The following is a 15,418-nucleotide window of genomic DNA, read 5'->3' on the forward strand; positions in this document are numbered from 1 at the left end:
ATCGTGTCAAACGCGGCTGATGAATGACTCCCTGTCATGCCGCCGCCGGGGCCGATGAAAAGATCGATTCGAAACAGACGGTATTGGTCGATGTCGATCCGCTCGATGCTGTCGTACCCAAAGCGAAATTGGAACAGATCCGCGTTGGAGTCGCTGACTTGGCTTCCGGCGAACTCCAAGTTATTGTCCGTCGATTTGAAATCGAATCCGGCACTCACGTTTCGACTGTGAAAACGATCGCGTGAGAGATGTCGAATCAGTTGGCCGCCGAATTGATAACTTTCGCCATCCTGTGCGAACCCACCGGTCATCATCGGACGCACACCTGCCCAACTGCCGTACGCTTGTAGCGAATAGTCACGACTGAGCGGTTGATCGAGGCTAACCGAGTGGGCGTGTAGCAGTTTGAACTCTTCGTCGGTGGTGAACTGGTAGCCGATGATCCCGCCATGGCCCAGGAAGTTCCCATACTGGAATCCGGTGAAGAAGCGACCGTAGTTCAGTGTGGAAACTCCGCTGTCGTCGATTCCCATGTAGCCTCGAATGGGGCACATGTCTTCGATTTCGTAGATGACGTCGGTGGTTCCAGAAGTGCTGCCCTTCTTGAAATCCACACTCACTCGCCGAAACGGATTCTGGTTCATCCAGAACAGATCGTTTTCGATATGCGGTTCATAGATGCGATTGCCACGACGTGTTTTTGCGATCCACCGCGACGCGGGTTCACAATCAAAATGCTTTCCGCCGCGAACCAACACTCGTCCGATTCTGGATTCGGTGACCACAAGATACAGCGTACCGCCCGTGATTCGCTGTTCAGGGATCACGACATCCACGATCGGTTGTTTGCATCGTTGATACTGTTCGATGATATTACGCGACAACTCATTGATCCGTCGCAACGTAATCGGTTGTCCGATCGCTCTGTGCACGATTGATCGCACAGCATGCTTGTAGACAAGTGAATCAGACTCGTCGAAGTCGTAGTGGATTCCAACTAGCGAGTCGATCGCGGAGGTTCTATCGATTTTGTCGCCGTCGTCGACGATCACAACCGCTTCGAGCGATTGCACCAAAATGCGGTCGTCCTCAACCGGCGCGGGCAGGTCGGTTTTCGCATCAACTTCCGGGAGTGCCCCGGGACGTGGCGGTAACTTGAGAGGTTTGTATGCCTCGTAGTTCTGCGCGCGTAGTTCTGGTTCTGATGCGAACGTTACGAGTCCCACTGCGCATACCGCGAGCGCAACCCGTCCAAACAAACGAAACATGCCGTCATCCTTGACTTGCCCCACGGAGGCCATCAATAAATGCGATCCTTCGCATTCTTACCTCCGCTCTGTTGGGACTAGATCGTCGCATCAGTTACTGAACTAGTGTACGGCAGACGATTGAGTGGAAATGCGATTTGTTAGCGGCGTATCGTGCGGATTGTAATGAATGCAGCTATTTGTTTTGGAGTGGTTCGCCTTTAAGAATTCTTTTTGACTGTGTTCAAACGATGCCAGTGATTCATTCCACGAGGCGATTCAGTTTTCGTTAATTAGAAAGGAAAACCTAACTGACAAACTCAAAATATCGGTAAGTGTTTAGGACCTGATTCTCCATGAGGGAGTTTCGGCGGGGCACTTACAATCAAGGATTGAGATATGACTTCTTTAGGTCATCCAACAAAGCGATCGGCATCGGCAATTTCTTCCGTCAGCCGAGGTGGGAAACGAAAACGGGCAGCGTTGTTTGCTGCGATTTGTACCGCGGGCATGTCCGCGGGAACCGTGAAGGCACAGATGCCAACCGGGGCCGACGTCGTGGCGGGACAAGCCGCGATCTCGCAGGCTGCGGGCGTGATGAATGTTGATGCGGCGACGAACCGCGCGATCGTGAATTGGGATTCGTTCAGCGTCGGTGCGGGCAACACCGCCAACTTCAATCTGCCCGACGCCAGCTCGTCGATCCTCAACCGGGTCACGACGCCGAGCATGCCGTCAACGATCGCTGGGACGATCAACTCCAACGGCAACGTCTTTTTAGTCAATCCGTCCGGGATCGTTGTCTCCGGTTCAGGGATGGTGAACACGAACGGTTTCACCGCGTCGACCTTTGATGTCACCAACCAAGACTTCATGAACGGCGGGGCACTCGCGTTCACTCGTGGCGAAGGTGCGGGCAGCATCGTCAACAACGGCACGATTGTGACGGGCAGCGGTGGTGCTCATTTGATCGCCAGCGACATTGCCAACAACGGCACGATCCAGAGCAACGGTGGCAACATCACATTGTCTTCCGGTGGCAGCGTGACGTTGGACAACGGAGTCACCTATGTGCAGCCATCAATGGCGACACTGGAAAGTGGCATCAGCCCGACGGCGGGTCTGATTCAAAACACGGGAACGATCCGAGCGACCGGTGCGGCGACCAGCGGCGGCGAGGTTTATCTGGTCAATCCGAATGGCAAGATTCTGCACGACGGAACGATCGCGGCTAGCCAGACTTCTCACGTCGTGACTGATGATTCGAATGACAGGCTGGAAGCCTATCCCACAGTTGGCGGGCACGTCCAACTCGAAGCCGACGAAATCACGCTTGCGGCTGATTCAACCATCAATGCCAGCGGCACACACGGCGGCGGCGAAGTACTCGTCGGAGGTGACTGGCAAGGCTCCGGCACGATGACTCAAGCGACCACGGTCACCATGGATGCCGGGGCGACCATCGACGCTTCCGCAACCGAGACCGGCGACGGCGGAACAATTGTCCTATGGTCCGACATTTTCAACACTGATTCCATCACCAGCGTCGCAGGAACCCTACTTGCCAGAGCAGGTGACCTGTTCGGGAACGGTGGTCGCATTGAAACCTCCGGGAGCAGCGTCCAAACAGACGGGATCCAAGTCGATGCAGGAGCGGCAAACGGAAACGGTGGGTTATGGTTGATCGATCCATACAACTATGTCATCGACGCCGTCGCTGCCAGCAACATCACCGGTACACTCGAAACCGGCACCAGCGTGACCATCACGACCACCGCCGACAATGCTTCGCTGGGCAGTTCCGGGGATAACTCGGGGCACGGCGACATCAACGTGACCAGTGCGATCACCACCGACGCTATGCTGGGCGACGCGACGCTGACGTTGCAAGCGGCACGGCACATTCAGGTCGCTGCGGATATCGACGCGACACAAAATGGCAATCAGAACCGACTGAATGTACGGCTTCTCGCCGACAGCGATCACTCCGGCGACGGCATCAACATCGTCTCGGCGCAGTCGATCAAAACCAACGGCGGCAGCCTCAGCTTTGGAGACGGAACCACCGCCAACATCAACGGTACGGAAGTCAAGGTTGGCGGGGATTTGTACGTCAACGGATCGGTCGCTCAATCGTTTGAAACCGCTGGCGGCGCCATCACCATCAACGGCGAAACCATTGTCGCCAACTCGAACGGATTGACCGTTGACGCTGGCAGTGGTGCCATCACGTTTGTTGGCGTGGTCAATTCGGGGAACACGTATCAAGGCGTCAATAGCACGCAAACTTGGACAAACGCCGTCACCGCCGCAGCCTCGGGCACCGGAGACCAGACCGGCGACACCTATCTCGCCACAATCACCTCGCGATTGGAAAACGCGATCGCCGGTATCTCCGTGGACTACCTACCATCATGGCTCGGTGGACGACGCGTCACCGGCATCGGAACCGACGATGCGTGGCGATGGGTGACCGGCCCCGAAGGTCTGCAGGACGACGGCCAAGGTTTGATCTATGCTCTGCAAGACTCCGCTGGGGGCGTCACATCTCAAAACGACCTCTTCAACAACTGGAACCCCGGCGAGCCAAACAACTGGACGGGCAGTGAAATTGGGTCGCTCGACACCGAGAGTGAATCCGCTCACCAATTCACTGGTTCCGCAGGCAACTGGAACGATTTGCCGACGACATCCACCACGCTCGATTGGTATGTCAAAGAAACCAACGCAGTCGCATCACCACTCACTGTCACCACCACGGGCTCGGTCAACTTCGGCGGCGGCATCGGCGGCAGCAAAGCGCTCGCTTCGCTTGACGTGACGGGCAGTTCCATCTCGGTCAACGGCAACGCAGTCGCAACCACTGGCGCCCAAAACTTTTCGTCAGACCTAACCGTGACCAGTGCGTCGACATTGCAAGTCGACGCCACCGCACTGACCGTCCAGGGTGCAATCGATTTCTCGGCCGCGACCGGCAACGTTGACATCACGACTCCGATCGATGTCCTTGGCGACATCAGCATCGTCAGCGGCAACGACTTGAACCTGCACGGTGCCGTGACACGAACCGGCAACGCGGACACCAGCACGCTATTGAAAGCCGATCGCCACGTCGTGATGCAGGAAGACGCCGACCTGACCACCACTGACGGGTCCCAATCGATTCAGTTTTGGGCCGACGCCGACAACTCCGGCGACGGCATCAACACCATGTTCTCCGACGTCATCGCGACCAGCGGCGGCCACGTGAAGTTCGGCAATGGCGAAACCGCAACCGTCGGCGGCGAATCCGTCAAAGTTGGCGGCGACGTCTACCTGAGCAGCAACAACGCTCAATCGATCGCCACCGATGGCGGCGACCTCACGATCGACGGCGAAACCATTCTCGCCAATGTCAACGGCGTGACGCTCGATTCAGCCGGCGGCGACATCGCGTTGAATGGTCTGCTGAATTCCGGAAACGCTTACACCTACGTCGATGGCCCCGACGGCCAATCCAACGCATGGGAATGGGCCCGGACCGATGCAAAGGACGGCACCGAGGGTGGCGACTCCCTCGGTGACAGCTACCTCGTCACAATCACCTCGCGACTTGAAAACGCCATTGCCGGAATCTCGGCCGGCTATCAAGGTGCGTGGATCGGTGCCTATCGAGCCGATCCCGCCGGATCGTATGCATGGACATGGGCAGACGGCCCCGAACAAGGGCAAAACTTCTTCACTCAATCTGGCAGCGGTGGCGGTAGCGCCCAATCAGGATGGTATTCGAACTTTGGCGGAGGCGAACCCAACGGCGGCCTCGCTTCCAACGGTGAACGCTATGGCCAATTCTATGGCACCGAAGGGCTGTGGAACGACTTGCCTGCGAGCAAGTCATTCGACGCAACTCAAGGCAGCCAATACTCTGTTTTGGGATACGTCCGCGAAACGAACCTGGACCCCACTTCGCTCACCATCAACGCGGGACTCGGCAGCGTCACGTTCGCTGGAGCCGCCGGAACCAGCAAGGCTCTGTCCGCACTGAACGTCACCGCAGGTGGCGGCATTCACATCAACGGCGGCGCCATCAACACCACCGGGATTCAAACCTACAACAGCCCGGTTGTACTCGGTGCACACACGCATTTTTCGACGATCCAAAACGACATCCTGTTCCATTCCACCGTTGATTCCGACAGCGCCGCGAACCAATGGGACCTGACCGCCACGATCACGCCCAGCAACGTCTATCACTGGGTCGACTGGACCTCGTGGGACTCGGTCAGCAGGACAGCAACCGGTACGATCACCGTCGGCTCCGATGTCATCACCGTCACCTACCATAACCCGCAAGGCATATTCGGCATCCAAACGTCCGGCGGAACCAACTATTGGACGGGACGAAGCGGAGCCGCCTTCGTGGGTGAGTCGCCATACGTCAGCGACAACGTGGCCAACGGTCCATCCACAACCGACCTGATTCAATTGCAATACGCAGGAACCCAGACGCTATCCTTCAGCGAATCGGTCGAGAATCTTGCCTTCAGCATCATGAGCATGAACGGCAACGGATACGGATTCGACCAAGATTTCACGATCGAATCGTACTCCGGATTGAACGGTGCCGGCCCGGGATACTATGGCGGTGGCACGATGACCAAAGCCATTGTGGGCGACACATTCCAACTCAATGACGGCGGGATGAACAGCGCCAGCGATGGGCATAGCGAACCGCACGGCACGATCCGTTTCAACAATGCGTTCTCCGAGCTCTCATGGGAAAGCCTCAGCGACGAAACCTGGAACGGCTTTTCAGTCGGAGTCAGCGGCACCAGTTCGACCGCCGGCAGGGTGCAATTCAATGGAGCCGTCGGCAGCAACGCGGCACTCGGTAACATCTCCATCAACGCCGCCGTGCAAACGACCGCCAACATCGCCGCGGCGTCCTCGTTCGACGTGACCGGTCTCGCCAATCTCGGTGGCGACATCACGACCACCGGCGACCAAACCTTCGGCAGTGCCATCACGCTGGCCGCGGATCTCGCGTTGACCACCACAGACACCGGCGACATCCAAGCCACCAGCACAATCGATGGAGCCCATGACCTGACGATCGAAACCGACACCACCGGCGACACCACGATCGCAGGGAATGTTGGTGGCAACAACACGCTAGCCAACCTCACCATCGACACCCATTCGCTCGATGCCAACGCCATTTCATTGGCGACCGATGCCGCACTCGATGTCACGACACGCGGTGCAAGCGAAATCGCAGGCGTGATTTCCGGCACCGACGCAACGCTCGCGAAAGACGGCGAAGGCACACTCGTTCTCTCGGCGACGAACACCTACACCGGCTCGACCACGATCACCGGAGGAAAACTGTCGATCAGCGGCGATGCCAACCTCGGCCCGGCACCGTCCAGTCCCACCGAATCGCATCTCACACTCGACGGCGGAACGCTGCTGGTCACTGGCAACACGACGCTCAACAGCAATCGCGGCATCGAACTCGGTGACGATGATGGAGCGATCGAAGTCGCCACCGGCACAACAACGCAATACACCGGCATCATCGCCGGCAGCGGCGGACTGACCAAATCGGGCGCCGGCAAACTCAGTCTGTCTGGCGAAAGTACCTACACCGGCGCGACAACCATCGATGGCGGGATCGTCGAGACCAGCAACGCATCCGCACTCGGCGATGACTCCGCCGTCACGCTCGCCAACGTCGCCGACACCAGCCTGAACCTGCTTTCCAATCTCACCATCGGTTCCCTCGCGGGTGGAGGCAGCACGGGCGGAAATGTGTCGCTCGGCACGTCAACACTCACCACCGGTGGCGACGGCACATCCACCAACTTCGCCGGCAACATCTCCGGAACCGGCGGTTTGATAAAGGCGGGCGATGGTACATTCACCGCATCCGGCCTTGCCACCTACTCTGGCAGCACCGCGGTAACCGGTGGGATTGTCTTTCAAAACAACACCGCGCCGCTCACCAGCGGTTTCACCGGAACTGGCACAGTCACGATCGAGCCCACCGGCACCAGCTTTTCCAGTGCACTGACCAGCAACTACAGTTTCGCAAACACGCTCGGCGGATTAGCGCTCGGCAAGTCAGGAAACGCCTCCGACATCAGCGTCAACACCGCGACCATCATCGATGGTGACGTAGCGATTCATGGCGGCAACGTGGCGATCAACAACACGCTGCAAACCACCGCAGGCAACACGCTCACGCTCGGTGTGTTGGGCAACGCGACTCAAACAACCGCGATCACGACCGACAATCTCGCTCTGCAAGGCACAGGCAATTTCACGCTCGACAATGTCGCCAACTCCATCGGGACGCTTGCCGGTGGCCAGTCCGGCACGCTGCTCGGCAACGTGACGCTCTACAACTCAGACGCTTTGACGATCGGCACCGTTGGTTCGCAAAACGGAATCGCCGCAAGTGGTTTGTTGAATTTGGCAACCCAATCCGGTGATTTGACCATCTCCCAAAACGTCTCGACGACCAACGCAACCGCGTCCGCCATCATGCTGAACGCTGGACGAACGACTGCCGCTGGAACCGCGACAGATGGCAACCTCATTCTATCCAATTCGCCATCGATCACCGTTGGCACCGGCGGACGAGCCACCCTGTTCACCGGCAGCATCGCTGACAGCCTCGGTCTGACCGATCTGCTAACCAGCGGCAGTGGTCGGTTCCGATACAACAGCGACGAATCCGCCACCAACTACTCGCTGGCCCTGGACACCGGACTGTTCGGAATCTATCGCGAACAATCTTCGATCACCGTCACCGCCGCCGACACGTCCAGCACCTACGGCACCGCCCCCACGTTGACGAGTACGATCAACTCACAAAACGGTGACACGGTCGCTCAAGCGTTCAGCGTTGCACCGACGATCACCGTTGGCGGCGACCTCTCAACCAGCGGCAACCACATCGCGGGCGATCACACATTGACCGCTTCGGGCGGCACCAGCCAACTGGGCTACGCCATTGATGGCTACTCCGGCGGTACGCTAACCGTCAACCAGAAAACGATCTCTGTCCCGATCGTCGTCGACAACAAAGTCTACGACGGAACCACAACCGCGCAAATGAATGCCACGGCCAGCGGCGTGGTCACGGGCGACTTGGTCACGATCGGGGGAACCGCCGCCTTCACTGACAAGAACGCGGGCACCAACAAAACCGTCCACATCACCGGTCTCAACCTTACCGGCACCGACGCGGCGAACTACGCCCTTGCCAGCACATCGGATACAACATCAGCGGACATCACTCCGCTTGCCATCAACGTTTCAGGACTCACCGGTGACGACAAAGTCTACGACGGCACGACCCTGGCCACGCTCAGCGGCACGGCAACCGTAGCGGCCATCGGAGTCGATGTTGTCGAAGTCAACGGATCAGCGATCGCCAGCTTCAACAACAAAAACGTCGGCACGTCCAAGTCCATCGTTGTGAGCGGACTCACCCTGACCGGCGACGACGCGAACAACTACAGCATCAACCAGCCAACCGGCTTGACCGCCGACATCACTCCGGCACCACTGACGATCACCGCCAACAACGATGCCAAGTTCGTCACCAAAACCGACGCGACTGGCTACGCCGGAGCCAGCTACAGTGGTTTCGTTGCGGGCGAAGGAACGTCTGACCTGACCGGATCACTATCGATCACGCGAAGCGCAATGGGAGCCGACGAATCCGCCGGAACCTACACAGACGCCCTGGCCGCCAGCGGTTGGAGTTCCACTAACTACGACATCACCTTTGTCACTGGCGACTACACGATCGTCCCCGCCGAAGAATTGCTCGTGCGATTCGACAACAGCAGTTCGACTTACGGCGACCTGCTCGGCCTGCAGCTTCTGTCCGCACAGTACATGGACTCAGGCAATACCGTTCACACACTCGCCGCTCCATCTGTCGTCGATGGCCGCTACGTCTTTGATGACGGTTCCGGCGGATCGGCAGCCTTCGACGTTGTCCTCGGTGGATCCTCACTCAGCACATCCAACCACACGAACGTCGGTGCGTTTTCGCTCGGCATGGAAAACATCGATATCACCAGCGGCAATTTCTCCAACAGTGTGAACATAGTCGGCAACCACGCGGTCACTCGAGCCGCGATCAACGTCGGTGCCTCCGGCGTCAGCAAAACGTACGACGGCAACCAATCGATGACCAACCTGTCGCTGGATCAAACCGGTGCTATCTCAGGCGACTCGTTCACCTTGAACGGCCAAGGCAGCTACGCCGATCGTCACGCCGGCACGGAGCTGAACTACACGGTCGGCAACCTCGAACTCAGCGGCACCGACGCAGACAACTACTACCTATCCGGCGGCAGCACCTTCACCGCCAACGATGGCATCATCACACCCAAGAACGTGACCATCACCGCGCCAACGGTCACCAAGGTCTACGACGGCAACACGAACATCGAAGCCACTGCAACTCAGCTCCACGCCTTCACCGATGCACTCGGTATCGCCACCGACAGCGTTGCCTCGATCACACTGACCTACGATGACAAGAACGTTGGCACCAATAAAACGCTCGCGGGATCGAACATTTCGATCAGCGACAGCAACGGCGGCGGCAACTACAACATCACCTTCGCCGATGACACCGCCAGCAGCATCACGCGTCTGGGCACCGTCACCTGGATTGGTGGCACGACCGGCGATTGGAATGATCCCTCAAACTGGGCCGGCGGCGCAGTTCCGGATCTCGCCAACGTGGCCAACGTCGTCATCCCGCAAGGCGTCACGCCCACGTTTGACAACACCGTCAACGGCCCCGTCGAAATTGACTCCCTGCTCGGCGGCAACCTGCAAGTCGACAGCGGCACGCTGAACGTCGACGGCAGCCTCGACGTTGACACCTACACCCAAAACGGCGGCACAGTGACCGCCGGCACCTTCACCGCTGATGACTTTGCCCAGAACGATGGCTCGATCGAAGTCGACGGCACGTTCACCGTCAACAACAGCTTCACGCAAAGCACGACCGGAACAATCGAAGTCACCGGCGACGTTGACATCACCCAAACCAGCGGTGACTTGAACGTCAACAACTTGTCTGGCCACAACGTCAAACTGGACAGTCAAACCGGCAACGTTGGCGTGGAGAATATCACCGCGACCGGCAATCTCGACATCGACGCCGCCGGCAACGTGGGACAATCTACCGTCGGAACGATCACCGTCGGTCAAACCACCACGATCAACGCAGGCGGCGACATCGACTTGTACGGAATCCAAAACGATTTCGTCGGCCCCGTCCACGCCACCGGCGACGACATCGCCCTTTTCGACGGACACGGCGGATTGACGCTCGGCAACATCGACGCCAGCGGAGAGTTCCTCGCCGCATCCATCGACGGCGACCTCACGCAGCATCCCGGTACCACAGTCAAAGTCGGCGGTGACACCCTTCTCGGTGCCAATGGTGACGTGATCCTGGACAACGAAGGCAATGTCTTCACCGGCATCGTCAACCTGGACGCCGACAACGGAATCATCCGTCAGTCCACCGGCGACCTACTACTCGGCAACGTGGAAACCAACGTCGACTTCACCGGCACCGCCACCAACGGCAGCCTCGGTCAAACACCGAGCACCACCATCGATGTCGGCGGCAACAGCAGCTTCACCGCCAAAACCGAAATCAACTTGCCCAACACAGGCAACCGGCTCGGCCAACAAACCACCGTCAACGCCCCGCTCTACGAGCTCAACTCCCTCGATCCGCTCAACCTCATCCGCACCGGAGCCGCCTTATCCAATGAGGCCCTGACTCGATCGGTATCCGAAACGACCAACGACACCTTCACCCGCCCAGCGGCAGCAGCCGAAACCGAATCGCAGTCGAATTCGGACACCGCGCAGTCCGCCACCGGATGGTTTGAAAAGTTCAAAACGTTCGTCGCAAATTTGGTCTCAAACGGTTCAAGCGACGCTGGCAATGATGGAGCAGTTCAGCTCAACGTCGACCAACGAGGCGACGAAACCTTCATCCGACAACAAGGACCTAGCTAGGACGTTTTGAAGAATGACGCAGCCGATGTCGCCAAACGTCGGTGACCTGAATTCTGACGAATCCAGCTGCAGGAATCGAACACGTCAAACTTCAAGCAGCGGTAGGGTGCAGGCAGCGACCGGCCGGCGATCCGAAAGCATCGTCCGAGTTAATTGTCCCACCGGGGATCCGTCTCCGTTGTCCCGAATCGGCGAAAGCCATCACTCCAACGGGTTGGGGGTGTTGGTTGGGTCGGCGCATAAAAAAAGCTTGGCTGGGAAAGCCAAGCTTTTTTGAGCGACGCGGACGGGACTCGAACCCGCAACCTCCGGATCGACAGTCCGGGGCTCTAACCAATTGAGCTACCGCGCCTTGGGTGAGAGCTTGATCGTCTTGGAGCTGGTCCAATCTTGATCTTTTTGTCTCCGATTTCGACGCTTTTCGTCTCCATCAAAAGGCTCTGAGAAAAGGAAGTGTTGGCCTCCTTGGCTCAGGTGCGTGGAAGTATATCCATGGCATCGTCTCGTGCAATAGGTGTCAGCACGGAGATCGAAATTTCTGTTAATTCCTTGTGGGGATGGACGTGTTTTGTGCGGAATAACACTGTTTTTCAGGGTGTGATGAATTTTCTCGCGCGAGATTCGGGCGGAAATTTTGGGATTGCCGTTGAAGCCGTTGGGGGTGACCTAGGGTTTGACGGAATTCCATTTTCGTTCGAGCACTTGAGGGAACTCAAAATGATGGACTACTTCTTTCTCGCCTTTTCCGTTGTCGACTGGTTCTGGGACTCGTGGTACGAGCTGCGGCACTACGCGACACACCTGAACAAAACACAGTGGGCGATCATGGCGGCAGCGTCGGTGTTGTTTGGATTCGTCTGTTTGAAGGGAAATACCCTGAAAATCTGACGACGTGAGGTTGCAGGCTTCGTGAAATTGCAGATTGCGTGAAGTTGCAGGCTACAGGGAACGGTTGCGGGCGACTGTTTTGCGATTGGGTCGCGGGCGTTCTATTTGACGATCGCCAGGAGGTCGCCGGCTTCGACTTGGGTGCCAGGTGGGGTGTGGATTTTTTCGACCGTTCCGTCGGCGGGGGCGTTGATCGTGGTTTCCATCTTCATCGCTTCGAGAACAAGTAGTTTCTGTCCCGCTTTGATTTTTTCGCCTTCGGCGGCAGCGACGGTGATGACCATGCCGGGCATCGAAGCGGAGACGTGTGTCGGATCGTCCGGATCCGCTTTCATGGCCGCTTTGACTTCGACGTTCAGCGATTTGTCGATGACGGACACTTCTCGCGGTTGTCCGTTGAGTTCAAAGAAAACAGTGCGTGACCCGTTGGGGTAAGGCTGCCCGACGGCGAGGTATTTGACGATCAAGCGTTTGCCGGGTTCGATGTCGACGGCGATCTCGTCACCGGGTTGTTGGCCGTAGAAGAAGTTCGGTGTCGGCAGTGGAGCCACATCGCCATAGGTCTCTCGGTGAGCGGCGAACTCCTCGAAGACCTTCGGATAGAGCAGGTACGTGACGGCGTCGCGGTCGTTGGGTTTCTCTTTCGTCAACTCGGCGGCTTTGTTGCGTGCGACGTCGATGTCTGCGGCCGGCATGGTGCTGCCGGGACGTTCGACGACCGGCTTTTCACCGGCGAGGATGACTTTGATGACTTCTTCGGGAAAACCTCCCGGCGGTTGGCCCATTCGTCCGCCGATCAGATCCAGGACGCTGGCGGGAAACGCGAGCTGTTTGTCGCTGGTGAGGACTTCTTTGGCGGACATGTCGTTGGCGACGAGGAACAATGCCATGTCACCGACGGCTTTGCTGGTCGGGGTGACTTTGACGATGTCGCCGAACAGTTCGTTGACTTCCGCGTAAGCGCGGCAGACGCCTGCCCACTGGTCGGAAAGGCCGAGCGCGCGGGCTTGTTGGTAAAGGTTGGTGTACTGGCCGCCGGGCATTTCGTGTTCGTAGAGGTCGCCGGTCGCGGGCAGGACGTCGCTCTCGAAGGGGCGGTAGAACTCGCGGGCGGCTTGCCAATACGTGGCGAGCCGCGTCAACGCTTCGCTTCGGAGGTCGGACTCACGGTCGGTGAACCGGAGGGCTTCGACAAGCGTGTTCATGTTCACCTGGCTGGTGCCGCCAGAGAGCGGTGCGAGGGCGGCGTCGGCGATCTGCAACCCTTCTTCGGCCGCGGCGAGAACCGTGGCGGCTTGGATGCCCGCGGTGTCGTGCGTGTGCAAATGAATCGGGATGCCGATCTCTTCACGCAGGGCACGGATCAGCGTCACGGCGGCTTTGGGTTTGAGCAGCCCGGCCATGTCTTTGATGGCGAGCAGGTGAGCACCGCCGGCTTCGAGTTTCTTGGCGAGGTCGACGTAGTACTGCAAGTTGTACTTTGTCCGGCCCGGGTTCTGTAAATCTCCGGTGTAACAGATGGATGCTTCGCAGATGCCTCCTTCGGCGAGGACGGCGTCCATCGCGACGCGCATGTTCTCTTCCCAGTTCAACGCGTCGAACACGCGGAAGATGTTCATGCCGGTTTGGACGGCTTCGCGGACGAAGAGCCGCACGACGTTGTCGGGATAGTTGGTGTAGCCGACCGCGTTGCTCGCTCGCAGCAGCATCTGCGTCAACACGTTGGGGACGGCTGCACGCAGGTCGGCGAGCCGCTGCCATGGCGATTCTTTGAGGAACCGCATGCTGGTGTCGAACGTCGCACCGCCCCACATTTCGAGCGAGAACAACTGCGGAGCGAGATTGGCGTACGCCGGAGCGATCTGCAGCATGTCGTGGGTGCGGACGCGCGTGGCGAGCAACGATTGGTGAGCGTCACGCATCGTTGTGTCGGTGATCAGCAGCCCTTTCTGACGGCCGATCCATCGGGTCAGGCCGTCAATGCCTTCTTCGCGGAAGATGTCGGCGGTGCCGCGTGGTGTTTGTGTGAGTTTGGGGAATTCGGGTAGCGGTGCGGGCTGCGTTCGTGTGGCGGGCGGGCGTCCGTTGACCAACGGGTTGCCGTTGACGATGGTTTCGGCAAGGAACGTCAGCAGTTTCGTCGCGCGGTCGCGGCGACGTGGCAGACGAAACAGTTCCGGGGTGGTGTCGATCAGTCGCGTGGTTGCTTCGCCGCACAAAAACGTCGGATGGTTGACGAGTTTCAGCAGGAAGGGAATGTTGGTCTTCACGCCACGGATGCGAAATTCCTGCAGCACACGATCCATGCGAGACGCGGCGGCCTCGAGCGAGTGGGCTCGCGCGGTGACCTTCACCAACATCGAATCATAAAAAGGGTTCACAACAGCGCCGCTGTAGGCACTGCCCGCGTCGAGCCGGATGCCCAGGCCCGCGGCACTGCGGTAGTGGCTGATCCGGCCGTAGTCGGGGCGGAATTCCGACGCGGGGTCTTCGGTCGTAACGCGGCACTGCATCGCGAACCCGTTGGTGCGGATCGACTCTTGCGAGCCGAGCCCGACGGTGTCGCTGTCGAGCGGGTTGCCTTGGGCGACCAAGATTTGGCTGCGGACGATGTCGATGCCGGTGACTTCCTCGGTGACGGTATGTTCGACTTGGATCCGCGGGTTGACTTCGATGAAGTAAAACTGGTTGGCGTCGACGTCGAGCAAGAACTCAACCGTTCCGGCGTTTTCATAGCCGGTGCCACCCCCGACGGCCCTGCCGATTTTGATCGCGGCTTGGCAGAGCTCTTCCCGCATTTGCGGATCGAGGTTAGGGGCCGGGGCGAGTTCGACGACTTTTTGGTGTCGACGCTGAACGCTGCAGTCACGTTCGAACAGGTGGATGAGGTTTCCGTGTCGGTCACCGAGCAATTGGACTTCGAGGTGCCGGGCTCGCTGGACAAATTTCTCGAGGAAGACTTCGTCGCTGCCGAACGCTGTTTTGGCTTCGCGTTGTGCGGAGTCCAGCGAGGATGCGAGTTCGTCGCTCTTCATGACGACCCGCATGCCGCGACCGCCGCCGCCCTTGGCCGCTTTGAGCATGATCGGGTAGCCGAGCTTTTCCGCCGCGGCTTCGGCCTCGCCGAGAGAGGTGACTGATTCGGCGGTTCCGCCCAAAACGGGGACACCCGCTATTTCCGCGAGTTTGCGGGCGCTCGTTTTGTCGCCGAGATCACGAAGCGATCGTTCGCT

4 protein-coding genes and 1 tRNA gene are annotated in these 15,418 nt (G+C 58.7%); 2 read left to right on the plus strand and 3 right to left on the minus strand.

Annotation, left to right across the window (positions count from 1 at the left end; genetic code table 11):
• A partial coding sequence (locus RSSM_RS30590; protein WP_236621506.1) for a POTRA domain-containing protein occupies nt 1-1,268 on the minus strand: 1,268 nt, incomplete at its 3' end.
• 378 nt (nt 1,269-1,646) lie between these two features.
• On the opposite strand from RSSM_RS30590, the gene RSSM_RS30595 reads away from it, so the two are divergent.
• Complete coding sequence (locus RSSM_RS30595; RefSeq protein WP_008689154.1) at nt 1,647-11,297, plus strand: beta strand repeat-containing protein; 9,651 nt, start codon at nt 1,647-1,649, stop codon at nt 11,295-11,297.
• A 278-nt stretch (nt 11,298-11,575) separates the two neighbouring features.
• On the opposite strand, the gene RSSM_RS30600 is transcribed toward RSSM_RS30595, so the two are convergent.
• Nucleotides 11,576-11,649, minus strand: a tRNA-Asp gene (locus tag RSSM_RS30600).
• Nucleotides 11,650-12,014: 365 nt separating this feature from the next.
• Here RSSM_RS30600 and RSSM_RS35120 point away from each other — a divergent pair.
• Nucleotides 12,015-12,185 (plus strand): hypothetical protein, encoded by a 171-nt coding sequence (locus RSSM_RS35120; protein WP_236621507.1) that lies wholly within the window; start codon nt 12,015-12,017, stop codon nt 12,183-12,185.
• Nucleotides 12,186-12,286: 101 nt separating this feature from the next.
• Here the strand turns inward: RSSM_RS35120 and RSSM_RS30610 are convergent.
• Nucleotides 12,287-15,418 (minus strand): pyruvate carboxylase (locus tag RSSM_RS30610; protein WP_044304092.1); only part of this gene is annotated, 3,132 nt, incomplete at its 5' end.

The organism is Aporhodopirellula sallentina SM41 (assembly GCF_000346505.1).
Taxonomy (GTDB): Bacteria; Planctomycetota; Planctomycetia; order Pirellulales; family Pirellulaceae; genus Rhodopirellula; species Rhodopirellula sallentina.

Bases quoted from the DNA above. Each gene is read 5' to 3' on its own strand.
- RSSM_RS30595 (WP_008689154.1), top strand. From the start codon at position 1,647: ATGACTTCTTTAGGTCATCCAACAAAGCGATCGGCATCGGCAATTTCT.
- RSSM_RS35120 (WP_236621507.1), top strand. From the start codon at position 12,015: ATGATGGACTACTTCTTTCTCGCCTTTTCCGTTGTCGACTGGTTCTGG.